Origin of the sequence: Bradyrhizobium sp. SZCCHNR2028 (genome assembly GCF_032380995.1) — a bacterium.
Classification (GTDB): domain Bacteria; phylum Pseudomonadota; class Alphaproteobacteria; order Rhizobiales; family Xanthobacteraceae; genus Bradyrhizobium.
Map to the genome: position 1 here is coordinate 342,873 of NZ_JAUHJF010000003.1, position 23,399 is coordinate 366,271.

The following is a 23,399-nucleotide window of genomic DNA, read 5'->3' on the forward strand; positions in this document are numbered from 1 at the left end:
GGTCGACCGCCATGCGCCTGCGTATCTCCCATTCCACCACCTACCGGTACGAGCCAGCGGCGACCGGCGCCATCCAGATCATCCGCATGACGCCCGGCAGCAATGACGGCCAATATGTGGCGGAGTGGCAGATCGACGTGTCGACCGATGCCCGCCTCGACATGCATGAAGACGCATTCGGCAACGTCACCCATGTGATCACCCATGGCGCACTCGAGGACCTCACGATCACGGCCGAAGGCCTGGTCGAGACGCACGACACCGGCGGCGTGTTGAAGGGAGCGGACGAGCGCTTCCCGCCCAGCTTCTTCCTCCGGCAGACACCCCTCACGGCTGCCAATGCCGCCATGGCTGCCGTCGTGCGCGATCTGCGCGCGGAATCGGACAGCGACGTGCTCGGTCTTCTGCACACCCTGATGGTGCAGGTCTACGAGCACATGACCTTCGACGAGGATCCGACCCACAGCGGCACCTCGGCGGCGGAAGCTTTCGTGCTGAAGCGCGGCGTCTGCCAGGACTATGCGCATATCTTCATCGCCTGCGCGCGCGCCGCCGGCATCCCCGCGCGTTTCGTGTCCGGCCACTTCCTGCGCTCCGATGGTGCAGTGCACCAAGAAGCCGGCCATGCCTGGGCGGAAGCCTATGTGCCGAATCTCGGCTGGGTCGGTTTCGACGCCGCCAACTGCATCTGCACCACCGACGCCCATGTCCGGGTCGCCATCGGGCTCGATTATCTCGGCGCCGCCCCGGTGCGTGGCACCCGCTATGGCGGCGGCACCGAGACGCTCACCGTGAAGGTGAAGGTCGAGCAGGTCGGCCGCGGCGGTCCGTCGCAATCGCAGTCGCAGCGCCAGTCCTGAATTCCGGAACGCGCGCTCCACCCATGGTGTCATTCCGGGGCGCGCGAAGCGCGAGCCCGGAATCCATCAGGCGGCAGGATGGACGGAGGGATGGATTCCGGGATCGTCGCTTCGCTCCGCCCCGGAATGACGACCTTTTGTGGAGGGACCACTCATCCCGGCTTCGACATTGGCGGGGGTGGACGGGAGGCCGATTTTCGCTAGTAATTCGCGCAATGGCTCGAGGGGACTGAGATGACCTATTGCTGCGGAATTCTGGTGCGTGACGGCCTCGTCATGATCGCGGACACCCGAACCAACGCCGGTCTCGACAACGTCTCGACCTTCCGCAAGCTGCACATCTTCTCCAATCCGGGCGAGCGCATCGTGGCGGTCGCCAGCGCCGGCAATCTCGCCGTCAGCCAGTCCGTGCTCTCGACCTTGACCGAAGGGATGGAGGACCCCGAGACCGGCGAGGTCGAGACCCTGATGAACGCGCCGACGATGTTTCAGGCCGCACAGCGCATCGGCAAGGCGATCCGCATGGTGCACGCCACCGAAGGCCCGGCGCTGAAGGCCGAAGACATCTCGTTCGACGTCTCCTTCCTGTTCGGCGGCCAGATCAAGGGCTCGCGGATGCGGCTGTTCATGGTCTACACCGCCGGCAACTTCATCGAATGCACCACCGACACGCCCTATCTGCAGATCGGCGAGCACAAATACGGCAAGCCGGTGCTGGACCGCGCCATGCATTACGACGTCGAGCTCTACGAGGCGCTGAAGACGGGCCTGATCTCGATGGACTCGACGATGCGCTCCAATCTCGGCGTCGGCCTTCCGATCGACGTGCTGGTGGTGCGCGCGGAGGCCTGCGAGGCCGACCTCAACCACCGCATCGAGGCCGGCGAGCCCTATTTCCACGATCTCCGCTCGCGCTGGTCGGCGGCCCTGCGCGCGGCGCACAACAACATTCCAAGGCCGCCCTACAAGACTCAGAGCGAGTCGAAACACTGAAACTGCAGAACACTGCAAGACACGTGAACTGAAGGTGAGGAAACATGGCTGAAGCGGCAAAGAAGATCGCCCTGGTGACGGGCGCAGGCACGGGGGTCGGTCGCGCCGCATCGCTGGCGCTGATGAAGGGCGGCTTCACCGTGGTGCTGGTCGGCCGCCGCAAGGAGATGCTGGAGGAGACCGCGAAGCTCGGCGAGCCGGGCATGAGCCTGCCCGTCGCCGCCGACATGACCGATCCCGCCTCGATCGCGGCGCTGTTCGACACCGTGAAGTCGACCTACGGCCGACTCGACGTGCTGTTCAACAACGCCGGCATGGGTGCGCCGCCGGTGCCGTTCGAGGACCTCACTTTGCAGCAGTGGCAGTCGGTGGTGGCGACCAACCTCACCGCGCCGTTCCTGTGCACGCAGCACGCCTTCCGCATCATGAAGGATCAGTCGCCGCGTGGCGGCCGCATCATCAACAACGGCTCGATCTCGGCGCATGCACCGCGGCCGTTCTCCTCGCCCTACACCTCGACCAAGCACGCGATCACGGGTCTGACGAAAGCGTCGAATCTCGACGGCCGCGCCTATGACATCGCGGTCGGCCAGATCGACATCGGCAACGCCGAGACGCCGATGACCGAGCGCATGATCGGCGGCGTACTGCAGCCCGACGGCCGCATGATGCCGGAGCCGCGCATGGACGTGAAGGCCGTCGGCGACGCCGTCGCCTACATGGCCTCGCTGCCGCTCGACGCCAACGTCCTGTTCATCACCGTGATGGCGACCAAGATGCCGTTCGTGGGACGGGGCTAGTAGGGTGGGCAAAGGCGCTGACGCGCTGTCTCGGCAAACGAGATAGCAATGGCGCCGTGCCCACCGTCTGGCCGCTCATGATGCCGCTCAAGGGTGGGCACGCTGCCGCCCTTCGGGCGGCCGCTTTGCCCACCCTGCGGCAGGGTGCCTCCACGACTCCTACTCCAACCGCTCCACCTTCCGCAGCTCGGGAAACAGCTTCATCCACAGAAGCGCGACCGCGATGGTGCCGACGCCGCCGAGGATGGCGGCGGGCATGGCGCCGAGCAGCGCGGCGGTGATGCCGCTCTCGAACTGGCCGAGCTGGTTGGAGGCGTTGATGAACAGGAAGTTCACCGCGCCGACGCGGCCGCGCATCTCGTTGGGCGTCGCGAGCTGCACCAACGAGAAGCGGATCACGACGCTGATGGTGTCGGCGGCACCGAGAATGGCGAGCGCAGCGACCGAGATCCACATCACATGCGAGACGGCGAACACGACCGTCGCCGCGCCGAACACGATCACCGCCTGGAACATGCGCAGGCCGACGCGCCGCCGGATGGTGTAGCGCGCCAGCACCGCCGTCATCGCCAGCGCGCCGACCGCGGGCGCTGCGCGCAGCACGCCGAGCCCGAACGGCCCGGCCTGAAGGACGTCGCGCGCATAGATCGGCAGCAAGGCCGTGACGCCGCCGAGCAACACCGCGAACAGATCGAGCGAGATGGTGCCGAGAATCGCAGGATGGGCGCGGATGAAGCGGACGCCAGCGAACAGGTCGGCCTTGCTGCCGTCGATCCGCTCGACCGGAACGTCCTCCGGTACCTGCATCAGGCCGGTCAGCCCCATGCCGGCAATCCAGAACAGCATCATGATGCCATAGGGTAGACCCGGCGCGACCGCGTAGGCGAAGCCGCCGATGGCGGGACCGGCGATGGTCGCGAGTTGCGCGGCCCCGCTCGACAGTGCGCTCGCCCGCTGCAGCGTGCCTGCCGGGGCGATCAGCGGCAGCAGCGCCGCGGTCGCGGGGCTCTCGAACGCCCCGGCAATGCCGAGCACGAAGATCGCAGCAAACAGTTCGAATTCGCCGAGCTGACCGGCGTAGGCGCCCCAGCACAGATAGAGCGCCGTCAGCGCCTCGACGAGCTGACAGAGCTGCACGACGCGCTTGCGCTGGAATCGGTCGGCGGCGCTGCCGGCGACGAACACCAGCAGTGCCGTCGGCAGGAACTGAATCAGCCCGACCATGCCGAGATCGAAGGCGCGCCCGGTGAGATCGTAGATCTGCCAGCCGATCGCCACTGCGGCGATCTGGCTCGCAAAGCGCGACAGGCTGCGGGACGACAGGAAGAACAGGAACGCGCTTTGCTTCAAGAGATCGCGCGCGCCGATCGGGACGGTGGACGACATGGTGGCGCCTGCGTGACGCAGGCCCAACTGCTTGTCAATCGCAAGCCCCGCATGGCCGCACGGCATTGCGCGCGGCTGTTCCCTGCGCTCATAATGAAACGGGGGTCGGGGGATCTGATGCTGCAGCTGCAATCGGGGTTCGGGATCGTCGCGCTGCTCGCGATCGCATGGGCGCTCGGCGAGAACCGGCGCGCGGTGTCGCTGAAGCAGGCCGCGCTTGGCCTCGTGGTCACGATCCTGACCGCGCTCGTCCTGCTCAAGGTCCCCGCGGTTGCCCGCGCCTTCGGCGCCATCAACGACGTCGTCGGCGCCATCTCGTCGGCCTCGCGGGCCGGCACCTCCTTCGTCTTCGGCTATGTCGGCGGCGGCGCCCTGCCCTTCGACCTCAAGGCGCCCGGCGCCGATTTCGTGCTCGCCTTCCAGGCGTTGCCGATCGTGCTGGTCATGAGCGTGCTGACCACGCTGCTGTTCTACTGGCGGGTGCTGCCGCCCTTGGTGCGCGGCATGGCCTGGCTCTTGGAGCGCACGCTCGGCGTCGGCGGCGCCGTCGGCCTGTCGACCGCCGCGAATGTCTTCCTCGGCATGGTGGAAGCGCCGCTGTTCATCCGGCCGTATCTGGCGCAGATGACACGCAGCGAATTGTTTCTCGTCATGACCGGCGGCATGGCCGGAATCGCCGGCACCGTGCTGGTGCTCTACGCCACGCTGCTTGCGCCGCTGATCCCCGATGCCGCCGCGCATTTCGTCATCGCCTCGGTGCTCGGCGCGCCGGCGTCGATCCTGATCAGCCTGATCATGGTGCCGGAGACGTCGAAGCAACTCACCGGCGGCGCGCTCGGCGAGGAGACGCAGGCCACCTCGACGATGGACGCGATCGTCAAGGGCACCAGCGCCGGGCTCGAACTGCTGATGAACATCGTCGCGCTGCTGCTGGTGCTGGTCGCGCTGGTGCATCTTGCCAACGCGATCCTGTCGCTGTTGCCCGCCATCGGCGGCGCCGACATCTCGCTGCAGCGGCTGCTCGGCCTCGTCATGGCGCCGGTGTGCTGGCTGATGGGCCTGCCGTGGTCGGAGGCCGTCACGGCCGGCAGCCTGATGGGCACCAAGACGGTGCTCAACGAGCTGATCGCCTATGTCGAGCTGGCGAAGCTCGATGCGACGGCGCTCGATCCGCGCGCGCGGCTGATCATGCTGTACGCGATGTGCGGCTTCGCCAACTTCGCCAGCCTCGGCATCATGATCGGTGGACTCGGTACGATGGCCCCGACACGGCGCGACGAGATCAACGCGCTCGGCCTCAAATCAATCGTCTCCGGCACCCTCACCACCTGCCTGATGGGTGCGATCGTCGGGCTGCTGACGTGAGCTGAGCTCGGTCGTCATCGGCAGCAGTTGCGGCACGATCCTCGCCATCACGAGCTGGGAGCCCTCCGCCGTGAGATGCGCATGATCGAACGACAGCGGGACGTCGCCGACCGTGAGCGGACAGCGGCCGTTCTCGCAGACCGCCGACAGGATCGAGATGTAGGACAGGCCTTCGCTCGTCGACAGCGCCGCCTGCATCGCCTGATCCAGCGCAAAGATATCGGACCGGACGAACGCAACGGGATCCGGCGCCATGCCGCGCAAGGTGGCGCGCGCCAGCATCGAGGGCAGCCGCGCCCGGAATTGCACGGAGGGACCGAGCAGCACCACCGCAATGCCGGCCTCGCTGAGACGCGCCAGCGTCAGCCTGAGATCGCGCACCATGCCGGCAAAGCGCGGCGGGCGGGCGTTCTCGAGCCAGTCCGCCGACATCACCACGAGATCGGGCCGCGCCGTCACGAAATAGTCGCGCATCTGGCTTGCCAGGGCGCGGCAGGCCGCGATCCCCTGCGTCTCCGCGCTGAAGGTCGGCATGCAGGTCGGCTGGCTCGCCTGCATGACGTTGACGGCCTGCGGATCGATGCTCGCGGCGAGGCCGTGATAGTAGTGGGCCGCAAAGCTGTCGCCCCACAGCAGCACGTTGACCTTGCCGCTCACCGGACGGAGACAATCCCCGGGCACGCGCCCGTCCGGCGTCGTGAAGCAGGTGCCATAGCGATAGACCGGCTTCATGTCGTAGGCGTTGTAGGCGTCCAGCCGCTGCGCCGCGCGGTCGGCGTCCGACACGGCGCTGGCGCGTAGCAGGCCGACGCCGCTGCCGGCCAGCAGCAGCAGGCTCGCCAGCGCCGCAAGACCGAAGGCCGCGCGCGGGGTCGCTGCGAGCTGGCGATTGCGGAACGGTTGCTCGATGAAGCGCCAGGACAGCGTGGCGACCGCGACCGTGAGCGCGAACAACGCCGCCCGCTCCCAGCCGTCGAGCGCCAGGCCGGGCTTGGCGAAGCGCGCGAAGGCGAACAGCGGCCAGTGCCACAGATACAGCGAATATGAGATGCGGCCGACGAACGCCGCTACGCCGAGCGGTGACAACGGGCTACGCGGCACATTGGCAACGCCGACGCCGCTCCACAGGAACAGCGCCGCGCCAAGGCATGGCGCGAGCGCGTCGACGCCGGGAAAGCCCGGTCCGGGGCGCAACGCCAGAATCGGCACCGCCATCAGCAGCAGCGACAGCGCGCGGGCGCCGCGCTGGGCGAGACCCGGCCGCGGTGCGGGAAGTCCGGAAATCGCGACCAGGCCGCCGAGCAGGAATTCCCAGGCGCGCGGCGGGCTGAGGAAGAACGCACTCGCGGACGCGCCGCCTCGCATCAGCAGCAGACCGAGCGCGAACGAGCCGGCAGCCAGCAGCGCCAGCGTGACCGGCAGCGCCAGCCGTCGCCCGCGCGCTATCAGCAACACGGCCCAGACCACGACGGGGAGTACCAGATAGAACTGCTCCTCGACGGCGAGCGACCAGGTGTGCAGCAGCGGCTTCTCGACCGCGGCGTGGTCGAAATAGCCGGACTGCTGCCAGAAGAAGATGTTCGAGGTGAAGGTGACGACGGCGGCCGCGGAACGGAAGAACTCGGCGCGCTCGGAGCCCAGCATGTCCTGCGACGCCGGGAGCGCCGCGAACGCCACCATGGCGTAGAGCGCCGGCAGCAGCCGCCGCACCCGCCGCTCGTAGAATTGCGCGAACGAAAAGCGGCCCGCCGCCATCTCCGCGGCAATGATGCCGGTGATCAGGTAGCCGGAGATGACGAAGAAGATGTCGACGCCGACGAAGCCGCCGAAGATCGCCGGCGCCTCGAAATGGAATGCGACAACGGAGAGCACCGCGATGGCGCGCAGCCAGTCGATGTCCTCGCGATGGGCGGCACCTGAAGCCGAACCGGCGCCCGCGTTGGCGATGCGAGGCTGCACCGATGCGCGCGTGCGAGGCGCGCGCGGGATCGTGGGAGCGAACTGGACGACGAAGCGCGGCAACGGGACGGGTACGCCTTTACGCAAGCCCGCGGCGAACACCTCTTACGGATTCGTCGCCGGCCCATCCGTCCCAGTGACGCGAGACCGGATGTCAACACACACGCGCGATGGGACCGCCGTCCATCGCACGCAAATGTTTCCATCCATTTCTGTCGGCTTTACGTCGACAGTTCGACGGTTTTGAAGTCGGCCGGCAGGATCACTTCCAGCAGCTCGACGTCGTCGGAATAGTCGAGGATCATGTGCCGGATCTTCGGCGGCTGAGTCCAGCAGCTGCCCTCCTGCATCAGCGTCTCGCCGACGCCTTCGAGGTAGCTCTTCACCCAGCCCTTGAGCACATAGACCATCTGGAAGTCGACCGCGTGGGTGTGCAGCTTGGAGACTTCGTGCGGATTGCATGGCGGCAGCATGCGGATGACATGCGCGCGCGCCAGCCCGTGAGTCGCGTCGGCGATGCCGAGGTCGCGGTAAACAGCATAGGCGCGCAGGCCGTCGGCCTTGAAGTCCTCCTCGCGGTGATGGCTGATGGCGACCTTCTGTTTGCGCCGGCGCGGCGCCGGCGCTGGTCGCCCCTTGCTCGCGAGCGCCTTGCGCGCCGAGGGCGCAGCCGCCCTACCCGGCTTGGCGGGCGCCGCGGAGGCGGTCTTCGCCGTCGGCTTTGTTTTTGCGGTTTTTCGCGGCGCGGCTTTCGCGGCGGCGCGTGATGCTGATTTGGCGGTGCGGCTCTTCTTGGCCATGGCGCTCTCCCTGCGTGTCCTCGCACGCGAGGATAGCACAACCTGCCGCTTTGCGGGTCGACCGATCGACGACCTCAACAGGGCCGAGGCAGCGCTTAACCCGGATGAGCGAAACGACATCCGGGGACTCACGCGCGTCCGCGTTGAACCCGGATATCGCTTCGCTCATCCGGGCTACGCGTCAGCCTCAATGCAGCCGGAAGATGCCGTCGACGGCGCGCAGCTCGGCCGGCTTGATCAGCTTGGAATGCGCCACCGTGACCGAGTACAAGGGGCCCTCGATCTTCTCCTGCCAGAACGCCAGGAAGTCCTGCAGCGCGGGGAATTTCGGAAACAGGTCGTAGTTCTGCCAGACATAGGTCTGCAGCAGCGAGCGGTGATCCGGCATCCGATACAGGATCTGCGCCGTCGTCAGCCCGTAACCCAGCACCTGTTTCCGAAAGTCCTCGGAAACCTCAACCTTCGACACCATGCCAACCTCCGTTTCTGGAGCGCATGTCCGTGTGGCCAACCGGGATGGAGCCACCCGGCAAAGATGCGCTCACTGCCAAGAAATGTGACGCATGTCCTCAACCCATCTCAAGCTTAAATGTTTAACGACATGTTGAAAAATGCTGCATTAGCAGCCACTTAGCCCAGGTGCTAATACGGGGTTTCATGGTTCGTTCCGCTCCCGTTAACGCTATCGGAACGCTTTGGCAGAGCCCGCAGTTGACTGCTAATTTTTCTGCTACAAGCCCTTGTCCGGCTGAATGCTCTCCCCTAAATCCAGCCCACGTGCTGGCACTCGCCGGCACCGACTGCCAAAATTCCAGAAACTGACAATCGCCTCAATAGCTTAGGAGGACTGTATGGCTTTCCGTCCGCTTCACGACCGCGTCGTGGTCAAGCGCATCGACGCCGAAGAGAAGACCGCTGGCGGCATCATCATCCCCGACTCGGCCAAGGAGAAGCCCTCGCAGGGCGAAGTGATCGCGGTGGGCCCGGGCGCCCGCGACGAGAGCGGCAAGCTGGTCCCGCTCGACGTCCAGGTCGGTGATCGCGTGCTGTTCGGCAAGTGGTCGGGCACCGAGGTCAAGATCGACGGCCAGGAGCTGCTGATCATGAAGGAAAGCGACATCATGGGCGTGCTCACCGACACCGCGTCGAAGAAGAAGGCCGCCTAAGCCCAACCCGCTCAACGCTCACCCTGAGGAGCGCCTGCGGGCGCCCTGCCCAGGGTGAGACGACCAATTCAACCCAGGGAAACCCAATATGTCAGCAAAAGACGTTAAGTTCGGCGTCGACGCCCGCGATCGCATGCTGCGCGGCGTGGACATCCTCGCCAATGCCGTCAAGGTCACGCTCGGCCCGAAGGGCCGCAACGTCGTCCTCGACAAGTCGTTCGGCGCTCCCCGCATCACCAAGGACGGCGTCACCGTCGCCAAGGAGATCGAGCTCGACGACAAGTTCGAGAACATGGGCGCACAGATGGTGCGCGAAGTCGCCTCCAAGTCCGCTGATGCGGCCGGCGACGGCACCACCACCGCGACCGTGCTGGCCCAGGCCATCGTGCGCGAAGGCGCCAAGGCGGTTGCCGCCGGCATGAACCCGATGGATCTGAAGCGCGGCATCGACCTCGCGGTCGAGGCGGTCGTTGCAGACCTCGTCAAGAACTCCAAGAAGGTCACGTCGAACGACGAGATCGCCCAGGTCGGCACCATCTCCGCCAACGGCGACGCCGAAATCGGCAAGTTCCTGGCCGACGCCATGAAGAAGGTCGGCAACGAGGGTGTCATCACCGTCGAGGAAGCCAAGTCGCTCGAGACCGAGCTCGACGTCGTCGAGGGCATGCAGTTCGACCGCGGCTACATCTCGCCCTACTTCGTCACCAACGCCGACAAGATGCGCGTCGAGATGGATGACGCCTACATCCTGATCAACGAGAAGAAGCTGTCGTCGCTGAACGAGCTGCTGCCGCTGCTCGAGGCCGTGGTGCAGACCGGCAAGCCGCTGGTCATCGTCGCCGAGGACGTCGAGGGCGAGGCGCTCGCCACCCTGGTCGTCAACCGCCTGCGTGGCGGCTTGAAGGTCGCGGCCGTCAAGGCTCCGGGCTTCGGCGATCGCCGCAAGGCCATGCTGCAGGACATCGCGATCCTGACCGGCGGCCAGGCGATCTCGGAAGACCTCGGCATCAAGCTCGAGAACGTCAACCTCTCCATGCTCGGCCGCGCCAAGAAGGTGATGATCGACAAGGAGAACACCACGATCGTCAACGGCGCCGGCAAGAAGGCCGACATCGAGGCGCGCGTTCAGCAGATCAAGGCGCAGATCGAGGAGACCACCTCGGACTACGACCGTGAGAAGCTGCAGGAGCGTCTGGCCAAGCTCGCGGGCGGCGTCGCGGTGATCCGCGTCGGCGGTGCGACCGAGGTCGAGGTCAAGGAGCGCAAGGATCGCGTGGATGACGCGATGCATGCGACCCGCGCGGCTGTCGAGGAAGGCATCCTGCCGGGCGGCGGCGTCGCCCTGCTGCGTGCTTCCGAGCAGCTCAAGGGCCTGCGCACCAAGAACGACGACCAGAAGACCGGCATCGAGATCGTCCGCAAGGCGCTCTCCGCCCCGGCCCGCCAGATCGCGATCAACGCGGGCGAGGACGGCTCGGTCATCGTCGGCAAGATCCTGGAGAAGGACCAGTACGCCTATGGCTTCGACAGCCAGACCGGCGAGTACGGCAACCTGGTCTCCAAGGGCATCATCGACCCGACCAAGGTGGTTCGCGCCGCGATCCAGAACGCTGCCTCCGTGGCTGCGCTGCTGATCACGACCGAAGCCATGGTCGCCGAGCTGCCGAAGAAGAACGCCGGCGGCCCCGCAATGCCTCCGGGCGGCGGCATGGGCGGCATGGACTTCTAAGGTCCAGCCTCCTCAAGAGATACGAAGGGCGCGGCGAAAGCCGCGCCCTTTTTGTTTCGCCGGGGCCCGAATGTCGCCGGGGCTCATGCGGGCTTCGTCGCTAAACTCCTCTCCGCCATCATTCCGGGGCGTTCAAGCGCAAAATGGCGAAGCCATTTTGGAGCAGCGCGAATGAGCCCGGAATCCATAGCCCGAGCGGTGGTTGGTTGAAGACAGACGCCACAAGCACCTCGCACCACGCGACGGCCTGTGGCTATGGATTCCGGGCTCGCGCTACGCGCCCCCCGGAGTGACGAACGCAGAGCGCGCGCCTTGTGCGACGCGCCCCCTCACCTGCTCCGCCGATACATCACGTCCGTCCGCAGCACGTATTTGCGCCCCTTCGTCACGGGATCGCCGCGATGCATGATCGGGTGATGAAACAGCAGCGCCATGCCTTTCTTCGGAATGATCCGGAACGGACCATCCGGCATCAGGCCGGTGTCGTCGCAGAACGACGTCGTGCCACCTTCGAAATCATCGTTCAGATAGATCATGAAGGTGAACTGGCTCCGCTCGCCATCGTCACGCTCGAAATGGCCGTCGCGATGCCATTCGAACTTCTGTCCGACATCATAGCGATACAGCCGCAGCCGCTCGTTCAGCCCGACCGGCTGCCAGCGATGCTGGAACGACGGTGCGAGATGGCCGGCGAGCCGCTGATAGAGCCCTTGCGCGCGCTCGGTATCGTCGACGATGACGAGATCGTTGTTGCGATAGTCCTTGACGCTGCGCGGCGCGAACAACGTCGCCTCCTCGAAGCCCATCTGCTCGCCCAAGCGGATGTAGTCCTCGCACTCGGCAGTGGAGAAGAAGTTCGCAATCGTCTCGATATTGTCGGCGTGCCAGGTCAGCTCGGTCATGATCGTGTCTCCGTCATCGTTGCGCAATCGCGTAGCCCGGATGAGCAAAGGCCGGCGCCTTGCGGGCGCAGGCCGGAGCGACATCCGGGGTCTCACGAACTGCACGTGCGGACTCGCATGTCGCTTGCGCTCATGCGAGCTACGAGGGCGCGCTCAATCCTTAAACGGATCGAACTCGCCCTCGCCCGCCATCACCACGGCGAACGGCCGCAGCGTATGCACCACCCTCACCGAGCCGGCGTGCTCGGCCAGCACCTCGGGCAGACGGCGATAGGCCATCGGGCTCTCGTCGAGATCGGCGCCGATCAGGGTGACGCCGCGGCCCTGCAGCCAGGCGTCCATCTCGTCGCGCGTGAAGCGCCGCTTGGCCTCCCTGCGCCCGAACAGCCGCCCGGCGCCGTGCACCGTGGAGTACAGCGAGGCCTTGGCCTCCTCCGACTCCACGCCCTCGATGATGACGGCGTCGTCGCCCATCGAGCCGCCGACGAAACCGCGCTGGCCCGGGAAGGCCGGTGTGGCGCCCTTGCGCACCACCCACAGGTCACGCTCGTCATGGGTCTCACGCCAGGCGTAGTTGTGGTGGTTGTGCACGCTGTCGGTGACCGCACCGCCGATGATCCGGCGCACGCGCTCGGTCACCCACTCGCGTCCCGCATAGGCGTAGCGCCCGGCGAGCTGCATCGCGGCGATGTAGCGCTGCCCAACCTCCGAGTCCTCGTCGACCACGGCGGGCGGCACGTTCATGCCGTCCTTGCCGCCGGCGGCCTTGAGGTAGCGCGTCGCCGAAGTATGGCCGAGCCCACGGCTGCCGAAATGCACGCCGATCCAGACGAAGCCGGCCTCGTCGCGCATCAAATCGACATAGTGGTTGCCCGACCCGACCGTGCCGAGCTGTCCGACGGCCTTCTGCCGGTACGCGTCCATGTCGGAGCAGCGCCACGCCTCGGTATCGTCGAACAGTTCATGCTCGACACGCTCAGCGTTCTTGCGGCCGACGCCGAACGAGATCACCCTGGCGACATCCTTTATGATGGTGCCGACCTTGTCCTCGATCGCGCTGAACCGCGTGTCGAGCCGGACCGCCATGTTGCCGCAGCCGATGTCGAAGCCGACCCCGGAGATGCTGATCTGCTTCTCATAGGCGATCACGCCGCCGACCGGCTGGGCATAGCCGAGATGACCGTCGGCGCAGATCACCCCGGCCACGGCATTGCCGACCGCCATGCAGCTCCTCATCTGCGCGATGGTCGCATCCTCGTGACGGCCAAACACCTTCAGCGGGCTGTTCTGATACCGCGCGGCCTGTGGCCGGCTCGCGACCGTGTCGCCCAGCGCCGTGGCCTCGCGCGCCAGCTGCTCCTGGCGCGCGGCGTCGCGGAACGTGCACCACAGCGGCATCGACCGCTGCCCGGGCCGCTCGACCCGCGCATCCGGATCGAGCCCGGCCTCGATCGCCAATTGTCTCGCGCGCTCCTGATAGGGATCGGCTCGCATGTGATCCTCCTCACTCGTTCATGCATGACCCTGCCGCGCCGGCGTGGCGCTGCAATGATCGGGACTTGCACGGCGTGACGCCGCGCAAGTCCGGTGGTGCAAACAGAGGGACGGATCTGATCGGAGTGTCCCGGATGGGACATCAGCCTGGCGGATCGTCTCTCTGGCGTTCAAGACAGAGGGACGATCCCGCTGCCTCGCTACGCTGCTAGTTGATTGTGACGGGACAGCGCGCTCCCCGCGGAGACTGCCGGCACGCACAGGACGCAATCACGGCGCCGCAGTTGCGGCAGCGCGCTGTCCTCTATCTGACGCGGGGTCGAAATCGGCATGGCTCTCTCGCTGGCGGATGTCCGCCGGATAAGTTGGCGCGTGCTCTTACAGGATTTTAAGTACGTAGCCCGGATGAACGAAGCGGCATCCGGGTTCGTCCGAACTACCTGTGAGACCCCGGATATCACCCACGCCGACGCCCTTTGGGCATCGGCGCGGGCTCATCCGGGCTACGCGTTCGTTTCTTCACCGCTCGAGCTCCACATCCCAGTACAAATAATCCTGCCAGGTCACGTGCAGGAATCTCGGCGGAAACAGGCGCTGCGCGGCCATCAGCTCGTGCCGTGCCGGCTCGAACGGCGGCCGCCGCGGCTTGAGGTGGCGCCGGTCCTTGCGCGCGTTGCAGGGACTGCAGGCGGCGACGATGTTGGTCCACGACGTCTCGCCGCCGTCGACGCGCGGCACGACGTGATCGAAGGTCAGCTCGCCGTGGAGATAGCGGCCACCGCAGTACTGACATTCGAAGCGATCGCGCAGGAACACGTTGAAGCGCGTGAACGGGACGCGCGTCGCCGGCCTGACGTAATCGCGCAGCGCGATCACCGACGGCAGCCGCATGGTGACGCTCGGGCTGCGCACGACGCGGTCGTACTCTGCGACCACGACGTGCGACTCGCCGACAACGGCCCTGATCGCGTCCTCCCAGCAGACCACCGACAGCGGGAAATAGCTCAGCGGCTGGAAGTCGGCGTTGAGAACCAGCGCCGGGTTTGTTGCTGACATCGTCGACCTCCTCTCTTCGCTTCATCTGCCCGGTCGTGTTGGCGCCCATGACGGGAATCGAACCCGCCTTCCCGGATCGACAATCCGGTCCCTTCACCAGACGGGAACATAGGCCATGTCATCGCGCCCGGACTGCACCGGGCATGGTCATCGTCAATCAGTCGAACGCGACCGGAGCGTGCTCCAGCTGAACGCCGTTGATGTAGTCGAGATAGATCTGGCGAGCCCGTGCCTCGCTGACGCCGCGGCACGTCATGACGATGCGCACGAAGGCAACCGCCACCGGCGAGCACAGCGCTCGGGCGTGGTCGACTATCTCGGAATCTGGGCTCATCATGCGGGTCATCAGACCCTCCGCTATGTCTGCGGAGGGTGAGATCCCGCCGCCGGTTATGCTCTTGCTGGAATTTCGCGTCCCGATGTCGTCAGGGACAGCACGAGATCATTCGGACCCTGACAGGCGACGCCCATGCCGGACCCATCGCGCGACCAGTTAAGCGGTCGTTCGTTGGCGGGGGCGTTCGCGAGATGTGAGCGTAGGCTCAACACGGTCGTGGTCCTCAAGAGCGCGCCGGCGAACGGCGCGTCAATTTCGATGGGGCAGAGCTATGCGCAGAATTTTCCGAAGCCGTCAAGGCCGGAGGGGGAAGCGATGACGGCGCGCCTCCGGCGACGCGACAGATTTGCAACGACCAGATTGGTCGTCGGGCAAATCAGTTGCACATTATCGCGAGCTCCAAGGCCGCAATCGGCCATGCGGGAGGTCGAAAACGCGTGCGCGCGAAAATTCGTTTGTCGAGCCGGGTCAATGGGATCGCCCCGCTCACCACCAACCCCGAACATTTTCCTGTTTCCAAAAATCAGAAACCGTGCATTCTATGCCGGTCCCGTCCTCATGAGAGGGGCGCTTCGCGATCGTCATGAACGTGGAGGCGGGATGCGGTGGGCGCGTCGGGTTGCAGCGTGATCTGATCACGCGGACGAACGATCCGGTGCGCACGGCGAAGTCGTGATGTCCTGGCACCCCGATGCTGGTGTCAAGGTCGGAGAGACGAATGCTCCGACCGATGGTGGCCAGAAAGCCCGGCGCACCAGGGAGACCACGTATAAGCCGTAAGGCCATCGCGCGGGGAATGCCGGATGATGCGGCTGAACCTGTGGTGACTGCCGCCTGCTTTTTCTTCTGCAGGCGGGCCATGGGTGAGGCCCTCACCCGGCATTCCCCGCGCCCTCTCTCGAATTTCGAGGGCGATCTCGCCGGCAACACTCGGGCTTCATTCGCCGCGAGAATGCGACGTCGTGTCCAGGGGTGTTCGAGCTGTGTATCCGTTTGCCCTTCTTCCCGTGCGATCGCGTGAAGCGGTCGCCCGGAGCGACGCCGATCCCGAAGCCGCATCAGAAATCGTGCGCTCGTGACTGCACGGCACCCAATGGATTCTCGATCTTGTGGCTCTAAAAGTGCATGCTCTTGGAGATCGGGAGATCGGACGAGCGCTGCAAGTGAATGCGCCCTCTCCCACAAGGGGAGAGGGTGCTGTATCGCGCAGCGTAGTAGTTGGCGATATAGCACTCGTGCGACGGGATTCACGGCGCACCTTTGCACGCCCTACAGTTCGGAACTACTGCCGAGTGTGAGGGCGACCATGCAGATCCCACCTCAACATCTCCTGCCCGTCTCACTCGATGCGCGAGAGCACGGCGAGCTTGCGGATGCCCTTGTTCTTGTAGGCATCGAGGAACGCGTAGTAGTCGCGGAACGAGACGCAGCCATTGGAGTCGCCGTTCGGCCCGAGCATGAAGGTGTGGGCCAGGAGGCCGTTGCGGCCGTGGATGGCGTCCTCGCCGCCGATCGGATTGAGCCGCAGCGCCGGCACGCCGTGGAACAACGCCTCGCGCGGCTTCAGCTCGTAGATGTGCGGCGGCGTCACGCCGCGCATCTTGATCTTCTCCGAGCTCGGCTTGTCGAGGTTGTCGCCGAGGCCGGAATGTGCCTCGAGCTTGGTGCCGTCGGGCAGATACACCGCCTTGGCCGAGATGTCGTAGACTGCGGTGCTCAAATCATACGGCGGCCGGCCGCCGCGGGTCGGATCCTTGGCGATGCTGGCGGTGATGTTGGAATCAGCCGAGGCATAGGCCAGGAGGCCGCCATCCTGGTTCTCCGGCTTGCCCCAGAGCTTTTCCTGGATCGAATGCCGGTCGCCGGCGATCGACAGCACCGCCGCCTTGGCGCGCTCGGTCATCGCGCGCAGCGAGAAGCCACTGCTCTTCGGCGGATTGGCCTCGGCGGCCTGCGCCGGCGTCGCGGGCTGCGCGGCCGGCTTGGCATTGGCGAGCGCCAACTGCATCGGCGGCCGGGCATCCTTCTTCGGCGCCTCGGCGACCTTCGCAGTCTCGGCCGGCTTGGCTTCGACCGACTTGGCCTCGATCTGCTTGGCCTCGATCTGCTTGGGCGCGGCTTCGGCGAGCCTGGGCAGCGGCGGCGCGCCGTTCGCGGCGTTGGAGGCGACGCCCTGCGGCACGGCCGCGCCGAAGCGGTCGTTGAACATCTGCGGCGTGATGGCGGCGACCGTGGTGACGGGCGGAGATTCCGGGAATGCCGAGAAGGCCTCACCCACCGCATCGGCGGCGCTGCGCGTCGCAAGCCGCGGCGCCGGGCGCACGACGGGCTCATCCTGCTCGATGCTGCCCAGGGTCGGATAGGCATCGGCCGCGATGATCTTGGTATAGACCGTCACAGCGCAGCCCCCGATCAGGCATGCGATTGCCGCACCACCGATCAATTTGTGAGAGAACGCGATCAGGGAAGACTTCCTGCGATTTCGTGCGGCCAACGCAGCTCGACTGTTACTCATTCACTCACGCCCGAACGAATACTCGATAACTCTCGCTCGATGCGCCACGGACAACCGCTTTGCATCTCGCAGAAGCACAGAGCTTCATTAGGGCGACTTTTAGTTAAATGCTGATTAAGTTTTGGCAGATTAAGGGCGGGTTAACCATGGACGTCTGTTTTGCCGGCAAACAGGGCAAAAACAGGGCGAAATTCCAGCCAAAAGCAATATTGCCGCCCCAGGCCGTTCCTGAGGAGCAGCATTCGACGGCCGCCGGAATCCGTAAACCATCGCAGGCCGCGTTAACGATTGAGCTCTGCCAGAGGGGCGCTATCGATGACTCACGTTTAGGCGTGCTGACGAGGGAAAGGGCGTAGTTTTCACTTGTTCAAGGCCCCTGCTCGGACATGGTCTTGCCGATCTTCTCGACGCGTCTGAAAGCATTGGTCACGTACAATCGCATGTCGCCCGGTCTCCGCGGCAATCGGATCAGGACGGTCGTGGTCCAAGGCGCAATGGCGACGGCAGCCGCAGGTGGACCGCATCCGTAACAAGCCGGGATTTTCCGCGCTGTGGACACCGGCGGCGGTATGGTAGGGAACGATTCTCGGCAACACTCCGCCGGCGAATCGTACCGCGTCCGCTCCCTGCCGAACACGACACGAGAGGACTCCATGCAGATCCCCGACCGGAAGCTGGCCTTCGTCTTGGCCGCGAGCAATCACGGGACGATGATCGTCAACCGGCTCGACTATCGCATGGTCGACGCCAACCGGGGCTACGGCGTCGGCTATCAGATCCTCGACACGGGGGCTTTCGATCCGGGCGAGGTGCAGCTCGCCGTCCGCCTGCTCGGCTTGCGCCGCCGGCACCATGGCGATGGCGCCGTCGCGATCGACTGCGGTGCCAATATCGGCGTCCACACCATCGAATGGGCGAAGGCGATGACCGGCTGGGGATCCGTGCTCTCGATCGAGGCGCAAGAACGGATCTACTACGCGCTCGCCGGCAACATCGCGATCAACAACTGCTTCAATGCGATCGCCATCCATGCCGCAGTCTCGTCGGAGCGCGGCGTGCTCAACATCCCAAGCCCGAACTACCTGACCCCATCGAGCTTCGGCAGCCTCGAGCTGCGCCAGCGTCCCAACACCGAGTTCATCGGCCAGGCCATCGACTATGCGGAAAACACCGTCGAGGTGCGCAAGCTCCCGCTGGACGATTTCAATCTGCCGCGCTGCGACCTGATCAAGCTCGACGTCGAGGGCATGGAGATCGAGGCGCTCGAAGGCGCGGCGGCGACGATCGAACGCTGCACGCCGATCATGCTGATCGAGAAGATCAAGACCGATGCGGAGCAGCTGCGGCAATGGCTGGATTGCCGCGGCTACAAGACCATCGATGCCGGCATCAACATGGTCGCAATTCATGCGCGGGACAAGGCGCTGGCGGACATCATCCCGCAACAGCCCTGAAGCGGGCGTCAGCGCTGCAGCTCCGGCGGCGGGGTGCGGTCGAGCACCTCCCGCTTGGGCTCGCTCAGCGCATAGAAGGCATAGGTCTCGATGGTCAAAGGTCCACGCCTGCGTTCGGCCTCGCCGATCTTCTCGACGCGGCCGAATGTATTGCTGACGTAGAACCGCGATGCGATCTGGACCTCGTCCACGAGCAGCTGCGTGCCCGCCAACTGCGCCGGATCCGGCTCCGGAAAATTGACCCAGCGGATGCGCTGGATCGGCTGCAGCACGCAGGTCCCGGACGGAAGATAGAACGACAGCCAGGCGGTGGTGCCATAATCCATCGCCAGCACGCAGGAGGCGCCGGCGCGCACGCGCGCTGCCTCGATCTCGGCAGCCAGGGGGCGCCAGCCGACGCCGACGCTGCGGACGGTGGCATCGCGCCGATAACCGGACAGCAGGCCCGTGTTGGCCTGCACGATCAGCGCGACGAACATCACGACGCCGGCGGGCACGGCCCAGCGCAGGCAAAAGTCCGCCGTGCGCTGCTCGCGCGGGGACCAGGCGACAAGACGGGCCGCCGCAGCGGCAGCCACCACGAAGGCCGGATAGATCGGCGCGAACCAGTTGGCTTCGACGCGGGCATGCAGCGAATGCCACACGAAATAGGCGACGATGACCCAGACCATGGCCTCGATCAGGACGCGGGCCGCCGCGTCCCCTGCCCTGCGCCGGGCCAACCCATAGAGACCCATCACGCCGAGGATGAAGACCAGCGGCATGGCGAAGGCGAACTGCGTCGGGATGATCTCGGCGATGTAGACCGGACGAACCTCCTCGACCCTGGCGCGGCCGAGCTGCTTGATGAACGACACCCATTGGTGATCGGCATTCCACAGGATCACCGGCGAGAAGATCGCGAACGCCAGGCCGCCGCCGAGATAGGGCCAGGGCGAGGCCAGCCAGTGCCGCAGCTTCGGCACGGCGACCAGCCAGATCAGGATCGCCGCACCGAAGAACAGCGACGTGTATTTCGACAGCAGCGCGGCACCGACCGCGGCACCGACCGCAAGCCACCAGACGCCCCGGCCGGTCTCCAGAACCTTGGCGCAGAAGAACAGCACGAAGCTGGAGGCCACCAGCAGCGGCGCATCCGGCGTCACGATCAGGGTGCCGACCGCAGCCATCAAGGTGACGTTGAGCAGCAGCGCCGCAGTCGCCGCAACCCTCACGCTGCCGAACAGGATCTCGGCCGTGCGGTACACCGCGTAGCTCATGGGCAGGCCGAGCAGGATCGAGACCAGCCGCACGCCGAGCTCACTGTCGCCTGCGATCAGCGTGCCCGTGCGGATCACGACCGCGACCATCGGCGGGTGGTCGTAGTAGCCGCCGGCGAGATGCTTCGACCACATCCAGTAATAGGCTTCGTCGAAGGTGATCGGCGTGACCGCAGCGGCGATCAGCCTGAGCACGACGAGGCCTATGATGGTCAGCCAGACATTGCGGACCAGCCGGGCGTCGTCGGCGACGGCCGCAGAGGTCATCGCTTGCGCCAGACGAACAATCCGGAGATCGCGTAATTCCAGACCACGCCCATCAGCGCGCCGGCCGCGCCCGCCAGCCACCAGATCGGCTCCTGGTCATAGACCGAGAAGGCGACGCCGACATTGGCGAGCAGGCCGACCGAGCAGACCAGATAGAACGCGAGCAGGCCGCGCAGAATGGCAAAGCCCTTCAGCCGCTGGTCGCGATAGGTGAGGAAGTTGTTGAGGATGAAGTTCGAGGTCATCGCGATGAAGGCACCGAGCGCCTGCGCCTCCGCGAACGGCATGTCGAACGCATTGAGACCAAGAAAGAGCGTGGCCAGATGCACGACGAGGCCGGTGCCGCCGACCATGGCGAACAGCAGGAAGCGCAACGACACCACGTCGTTGGTCATCTTGGCCAGCACGAGGCCGAGGAAGTCGAGGGCGACCATCGAGTCGAGCTTGCTCTCGCCATGCAGGCGCGAGCCGAACGTATAGGGCACCTCGACGGTGCGCAGGCCGCCTTCCGCGCTCGCAATGATGTCGAGCAGGATCTTGAAGCCCTGCATCGACAGCTTCGGCGCGATCTGTTCGAAGCGGTCGCGGCGGATCATAAAGAAGCCGCTCATGGGATCGTTGACCTCGACCTTGAGCGCGCGGCGCGCGATCTCGGTGGCGAAGGCGCTGGCCCCGGCCCGCTTGCTGTCGAAGCTCGCGGCGCTGCCGCCCGCGATGTAGCGACTGCCGACGACGAGCTCGGCGGCGCCACTCTGCAAGAGCGCCAGCATCTTCGGCAGCTGGGTCTCGTCGTGCTGCAGATCGGCGTCGATCACGGCGGCATAGGGCGCACTGGCGGCCAGGATGCCCTCGATGCAGGCACCGGACAGGCCGCGGCGGCCGATCCGGCGGATGCAGCGGACGCGTTTGTCGCTGCGCGACAATTCGCGCACCACCTGCCAGGTGCCGTCCGGAGAGTTGTCGTCGACGAATACGACCTCCCACGGCACGTCCCTGAACGCCGCCTCCAGCCGCCGGTACAGCGTGGTGACATTGTCGCGCTCGTTGAAGGTCGGGACGACCACCGAAACGATCGGAATATCAGCGGTTTGCGGCGGCGCGGGCATGGCCGGTCGGAGGACATCGTTCATGGTGCGGATGCGTATATCTGCCGCGTTCCACACTGCCAAGCGCAACGGCTGAAGGAGGGCCCAAAAAGGCCGGACTGTGGTGCCGGCTTGCATCGCTCCCAAGCGAGGGGCCCAAAATGCCAACGACCACAAACAAAGGGTGCGCGTACATCCGGCGCAACCGCTCTGCCGTGGTCGTCTCGGTGCCGGAGCCGTTACAGCTCGACGTCACCGTCCCGACCAAGATGGGGCGCCTCGGCTGGATTGCAAGGGGCCCCGGCCGGCCTAGTTCGGAACCTCACGGACCACGGGTCCGCGCACGGCCGGAGCCACCGGAACCGTCTGCACCGGGGTTGGCGGCACCTCGACCTTGGCCGGCTGCATCTGACGGGCCATCGGCCCGACGGGAACATAGTAGAAGGCTGCCGCAAGCACGGCAGCGGCGACAATCGCCCCCAGCAGGCCGCCGACCGATTCCGCTCTCATTGCCATATCTCCCCTTCCCGGCCCGTGCCCTGGATACACGAGGCTCCGGAGCACGGGAAGAGTGACGGCGCAACAGCGCCGAACTGGTCAGAACCGGCCCGGTTGACTATCGTCTCCCTACCGCAACACCCTCACCAATCAGCATCGGAATCGATCCGTGAGCAAAGCCCCTGCACGCGCCTCGCAATCCAAGAGCCACATCTACATCGGCATCGGCGGCTGGACCTTCGCGCCCTGGCGGGGCGTGTTCTATCCGGACAAGCTGCCGCAGTCGAAGGAGCTCGAATACGCCGCCTCGAAGCTGACCTCGATCGAGATCAACGGCACCTATTATGGCTCGCAGAAGCCGGAGAGCTTCCGCAAGTGGGCACGCGAGGTGCCGGACGGCTTCATCTTCTCGCTGAAGGGGCCGCGCTTCGCCACCAATCGCCGCGTGCTCGCCGAGGCCGGCGATTCCGTGAAGCGCTTCTACGACACCGGCGTGCTCGAGCTCGGCGACCGGCTCGGCCCGGTGCTGTGGCAGTTCGCGCCGACCAAAAAGTTCGACGAGGCCGATTTCGGCAAGTTCCTCGAGCTGTTGCCGCGCGAGCTCGACGGCCGCAAGCTGCGTCACGTCGTCGAGGTCCGCCATGACAGTTTCTGCGTCCCCGGCTTCGTCGCGCTGCTGCGCGAGTTTGCAACGCCGGTCGTGTTCGCCGAGCACGGCAAATATCCGGCGATCGCCGATGTCGTGGGTGACTTCGTCTACGCCCGACTGCAGAAGGGCAATGACGAGCTTGCGACCTGCTATCCGCCGAAGCAGCTCGACGCCTGGGCGAAGCGATTGCAACTGTGGGCCGGCGGCGGCGAACCGGACGACCTGCCACGGGTTGACGACAAGCCGGCGAAGAAGACGCCGCGCGACGTATTCGCCTATGTCATCCACGAGGGCAAGGTGCGCGCGCCGGCTGGCGCGATGGAGCTCATCGAGCGCGTGAGCTGAGGCAGGAGGCGCATGATGGCCAAGAGCAAGACCCTGTTCACCATCGGCTATGAGCACACGCCGGCCAAGGCCGTGCTCGATGAGTTGCAGGCCGCCGGCGTCAAGCTGCTGGTCGATGTGCGCGCGGTGGCGGCCTCGCGCCGGCCGGGCTTCTCAAAGAGCCAGCTCGCTGCCGGGCTCGACGAGCGCGGCATCGGCTATGTGCATCTGCGCGGGCTCGGCACGCCGAAGGAGGGCCGCGAGGCCGCCCGCAGCGGCCATTACGACACGCTGCACAAGATCTACAGCGCGCATCTGAAGACGCCGCAGGCGAAGGAGCAGATGGACGAGCTGGCCTCGCTCGTGAAGAGCGCCGGTCCCGTCTGCCTGCTCTGCTACGAGCGCGACCACGCCCATTGCCACCGGCAATGGATCGCCGAGATCATCGAGGACCGCGATCAGGTCAAGGTGAAGAACCTGGTCGCGCAGCAGGTCTGACGC

General features: G+C 65.8%; 22 protein-coding genes and 1 tRNA gene. 9 read left to right on the plus strand and 14 right to left on the minus strand.

The window, feature by feature from the left end:
* Positions 1-11: 11 nt before the first annotated feature.
* The 3 genes from QX121_RS07530 (at position 12) to QX121_RS07540 (ending at position 2,653) form a co-directional block, all read left to right on the plus strand.
* Positions 12-860 carry a transglutaminase family protein gene (locus tag QX121_RS07530; RefSeq protein ID WP_315737452.1) on the plus strand — a complete coding sequence of 283 codons (849 nt, stop codon included), beginning with the start codon at positions 12-14 and terminating at the stop codon, positions 858-860.
* 234 nt (positions 861-1,094) lie between these two features.
* Complete coding sequence (locus QX121_RS07535; protein ID WP_284419127.1) at positions 1,095-1,853, plus strand: peptidase; 759 nt, start codon at positions 1,095-1,097, stop codon at positions 1,851-1,853.
* 44 nt (positions 1,854-1,897) lie between these two features.
* Positions 1,898-2,653: an SDR family oxidoreductase gene (locus QX121_RS07540; protein WP_315811559.1), complete on the plus strand. Its 756-nt coding sequence runs from the start codon at positions 1,898-1,900 to the stop codon at positions 2,651-2,653.
* Positions 2,654-2,812: 159 nt separating this feature from the next.
* Here the strand turns inward: QX121_RS07540 and QX121_RS07545 are convergent, their stop codons facing one another.
* Positions 2,813-4,039, minus strand: coding sequence for an MFS transporter (locus tag QX121_RS07545; protein ID WP_315811560.1), 1,227 nt, complete (start codon positions 4,037-4,039; stop codon positions 2,813-2,815).
* A 117-nt stretch (positions 4,040-4,156) separates the two neighbouring features.
* On the opposite strand from QX121_RS07545, the gene QX121_RS07550 reads away from it, so the two are divergent.
* On the plus strand, positions 4,157-5,404 hold the full coding sequence (locus QX121_RS07550) for a NupC/NupG family nucleoside CNT transporter (protein ID WP_315737449.1): 1,248 nt from the start codon (positions 4,157-4,159) through the stop codon (positions 5,402-5,404).
* Here the strand turns inward: QX121_RS07550 and QX121_RS07555 are convergent.
* From QX121_RS07555 to QX121_RS07565, 3 genes are all read right to left on the minus strand, one after another.
* A complete protein-coding gene (locus QX121_RS07555) occupies positions 5,342-7,363 on the minus strand; it encodes an acyltransferase family protein (protein ID WP_315811561.1) in 2,022 nt (673 codons plus the stop codon). The genes QX121_RS07550 and QX121_RS07555 overlap by 63 nt on opposite strands.
* 221 nt (positions 7,364-7,584) lie before the next feature.
* Positions 7,585-8,163 carry a cupin domain-containing protein gene (locus QX121_RS07560; RefSeq protein ID WP_315811562.1) on the minus strand — a complete coding sequence of 193 codons (579 nt, stop codon included), beginning with the start codon at positions 8,161-8,163 and terminating at the stop codon, positions 7,585-7,587.
* Between the two features lie 187 nt (positions 8,164-8,350).
* Positions 8,351-8,635, minus strand: coding sequence for an usg protein (locus QX121_RS07565; protein ID WP_315776727.1), 285 nt, complete (start codon positions 8,633-8,635; stop codon positions 8,351-8,353).
* Positions 8,636-9,014: 379 nt separating this feature from the next.
* Here QX121_RS07565 and groES point away from each other — a divergent pair, with 379 nt between their 5' ends.
* Both groES and groL read left to right on the plus strand, forming a co-directional pair.
* Complete coding sequence (gene groES / locus QX121_RS07570; RefSeq protein WP_008966485.1) at positions 9,015-9,329, plus strand: co-chaperone GroES; 315 nt, start codon at positions 9,015-9,017, stop codon at positions 9,327-9,329.
* Between the two features lie 88 nt (positions 9,330-9,417).
* The gene (gene groL / locus QX121_RS07575; RefSeq protein WP_315714737.1) at positions 9,418-11,058 is read left to right on the plus strand and encodes a chaperonin GroEL; all 1,641 of its coding nucleotides are present in this window, start codon (positions 9,418-9,420) and stop codon (positions 11,056-11,058) included.
* A gap of 329 nt (positions 11,059-11,387) precedes the next feature.
* Here the strand turns inward: groL and QX121_RS07580 are convergent, their stop codons facing one another.
* The 7 genes from QX121_RS07580 to QX121_RS07610 all read right to left on the minus strand — a co-directional run bounded on the left by QX121_RS07580 (position 11,388) and on the right by QX121_RS07610 (position 17,362).
* The gene (locus tag QX121_RS07580; RefSeq protein ID WP_315811563.1) at positions 11,388-11,960 is read right to left on the minus strand and encodes a 2OG-Fe(II) oxygenase; all 573 of its coding nucleotides are present in this window, start codon (positions 11,958-11,960) and stop codon (positions 11,388-11,390) included.
* A 153-nt stretch (positions 11,961-12,113) separates the two neighbouring features.
* Positions 12,114-13,454: an RtcB family protein gene (locus tag QX121_RS07585; protein ID WP_315811564.1), complete on the minus strand. Its 1,341-nt coding sequence runs from the start codon at positions 13,452-13,454 to the stop codon at positions 12,114-12,116.
* 519 nt (positions 13,455-13,973) lie between these two features.
* Complete coding sequence (locus tag QX121_RS07590) at positions 13,974-14,510, minus strand: HNH endonuclease (RefSeq protein ID WP_315759261.1); 537 nt, start codon at positions 14,508-14,510, stop codon at positions 13,974-13,976.
* Positions 14,511-14,549: 39 nt separating this feature from the next.
* Positions 14,550-14,624: transfer RNA gene (locus tag QX121_RS07595), tRNA-Asp, on the minus strand.
* A gap of 43 nt (positions 14,625-14,667) precedes the next feature.
* Entirely contained in the window at positions 14,668-14,856 is a 189-nt protein-coding gene (locus QX121_RS07600) for a hypothetical protein (RefSeq protein WP_315798293.1), read from the minus strand.
* 477 nt (positions 14,857-15,333) lie between these two features.
* A complete protein-coding gene (locus QX121_RS07605; RefSeq protein ID WP_315811565.1) occupies positions 15,334-15,708 on the minus strand; it encodes a hypothetical protein in 375 nt (124 codons plus the stop codon).
* A 478-nt stretch (positions 15,709-16,186) separates the two neighbouring features.
* Entirely contained in the window at positions 16,187-17,362 is a 1,176-nt protein-coding gene (locus tag QX121_RS07610) for a DUF2778 domain-containing protein (RefSeq protein ID WP_315811566.1), read from the minus strand.
* Between the two features lie 653 nt (positions 17,363-18,015).
* Here QX121_RS07610 and QX121_RS07615 point away from each other — a divergent pair.
* The gene (locus tag QX121_RS07615) at positions 18,016-18,816 is read left to right on the plus strand and encodes an FkbM family methyltransferase (RefSeq protein WP_315737440.1); all 801 of its coding nucleotides are present in this window, start codon (positions 18,016-18,018) and stop codon (positions 18,814-18,816) included.
* 8 nt (positions 18,817-18,824) lie between these two features.
* On the opposite strand, the gene QX121_RS07620 is transcribed toward QX121_RS07615, so the two are convergent.
* From QX121_RS07620 to QX121_RS07630, 3 genes are all read right to left on the minus strand, one after another.
* Complete coding sequence (locus tag QX121_RS07620) at positions 18,825-20,342, minus strand: glycosyltransferase family 39 protein (RefSeq protein ID WP_315811567.1); 1,518 nt, start codon at positions 20,340-20,342, stop codon at positions 18,825-18,827.
* Positions 20,339-21,472 (minus strand): glycosyltransferase family 2 protein, encoded by a 1,134-nt coding sequence (locus QX121_RS07625; RefSeq protein ID WP_315737438.1) that lies wholly within the window; start codon positions 21,470-21,472, stop codon positions 20,339-20,341. The genes QX121_RS07620 and QX121_RS07625 overlap by 4 nt, the downstream gene beginning before the upstream one ends.
* Positions 21,473-21,736: 264 nt before the next feature.
* Positions 21,737-21,937: a hypothetical protein gene (locus tag QX121_RS07630; RefSeq protein WP_315737437.1), complete on the minus strand. Its 201-nt coding sequence runs from the start codon at positions 21,935-21,937 to the stop codon at positions 21,737-21,739.
* 157 nt (positions 21,938-22,094) lie between these two features.
* On the opposite strand from QX121_RS07630, the gene QX121_RS07635 reads away from it, so the two are divergent.
* Together QX121_RS07635 and QX121_RS07640 are read left to right on the plus strand one after the other, a co-directional pair.
* Positions 22,095-22,919, plus strand: coding sequence for a DUF72 domain-containing protein (locus QX121_RS07635; RefSeq protein ID WP_315737436.1), 825 nt, complete (start codon positions 22,095-22,097; stop codon positions 22,917-22,919).
* A 15-nt stretch (positions 22,920-22,934) separates the two neighbouring features.
* Positions 22,935-23,396: a DUF488 domain-containing protein gene (locus QX121_RS07640; protein WP_315779835.1), complete on the plus strand. Its 462-nt coding sequence runs from the start codon at positions 22,935-22,937 to the stop codon at positions 23,394-23,396.
* Positions 23,397-23,399 lie beyond the last annotated feature (3 nt).

Coding starts and splice junctions, on each gene's coding strand:
- QX121_RS07530 (WP_315737452.1), top strand. CDS start 12: ATGCGCCTGCGTATCTCCCATTCCACCACCTACCGGTACGAGCCAGCG.
- QX121_RS07535 (WP_284419127.1), top strand. CDS start 1,095: ATGACCTATTGCTGCGGAATTCTGGTGCGTGACGGCCTCGTCATGATC.
- QX121_RS07540 (WP_315811559.1), top strand. CDS start 1,898: ATGGCTGAAGCGGCAAAGAAGATCGCCCTGGTGACGGGCGCAGGCACG.
- QX121_RS07545 (WP_315811560.1), bottom strand. CDS start 4,039: ATGTCGTCCACCGTCCCGATCGGCGCGCGCGATCTCTTGAAGCAAAGC.
- QX121_RS07550 (WP_315737449.1), top strand. CDS start 4,157: ATGCTGCAGCTGCAATCGGGGTTCGGGATCGTCGCGCTGCTCGCGATC.
- QX121_RS07560 (WP_315811562.1), bottom strand. CDS start 8,163: ATGGCCAAGAAGAGCCGCACCGCCAAATCAGCATCACGCGCCGCCGCG.
- QX121_RS07565 (WP_315776727.1), bottom strand. CDS start 8,635: ATGGTGTCGAAGGTTGAGGTTTCCGAGGACTTTCGGAAACAGGTGCTG.
- groES (WP_008966485.1), top strand. CDS start 9,015: ATGGCTTTCCGTCCGCTTCACGACCGCGTCGTGGTCAAGCGCATCGAC.
- groL (WP_315714737.1), top strand. CDS start 9,418: ATGTCAGCAAAAGACGTTAAGTTCGGCGTCGACGCCCGCGATCGCATG.
- QX121_RS07580 (WP_315811563.1), bottom strand. CDS start 11,960: ATGACCGAGCTGACCTGGCACGCCGACAATATCGAGACGATTGCGAAC.
- QX121_RS07585 (WP_315811564.1), bottom strand. CDS start 13,454: ATGCGAGCCGATCCCTATCAGGAGCGCGCGAGACAATTGGCGATCGAG.
- QX121_RS07590 (WP_315759261.1), bottom strand. CDS start 14,510: ATGTCAGCAACAAACCCGGCGCTGGTTCTCAACGCCGACTTCCAGCCG.
- QX121_RS07600 (WP_315798293.1), bottom strand. CDS start 14,856: ATGACCCGCATGATGAGCCCAGATTCCGAGATAGTCGACCACGCCCGA.
- QX121_RS07605 (WP_315811565.1), bottom strand. CDS start 15,708: ATGGCCCGCCTGCAGAAGAAAAAGCAGGCGGCAGTCACCACAGGTTCA.
- QX121_RS07610 (WP_315811566.1), bottom strand. CDS start 17,362: ATGAGTAACAGTCGAGCTGCGTTGGCCGCACGAAATCGCAGGAAGTCT.
- QX121_RS07615 (WP_315737440.1), top strand. CDS start 18,016: ATGCAGATCCCCGACCGGAAGCTGGCCTTCGTCTTGGCCGCGAGCAAT.
- QX121_RS07620 (WP_315811567.1), bottom strand. CDS start 20,342: ATGACCTCTGCGGCCGTCGCCGACGACGCCCGGCTGGTCCGCAATGTC.
- QX121_RS07625 (WP_315737438.1), bottom strand. CDS start 21,472: ATGAACGATGTCCTCCGACCGGCCATGCCCGCGCCGCCGCAAACCGCT.
- QX121_RS07630 (WP_315737437.1), bottom strand. CDS start 21,937: ATGAGAGCGGAATCGGTCGGCGGCCTGCTGGGGGCGATTGTCGCCGCT.
- QX121_RS07640 (WP_315779835.1), top strand. CDS start 22,935: ATGGCCAAGAGCAAGACCCTGTTCACCATCGGCTATGAGCACACGCCG.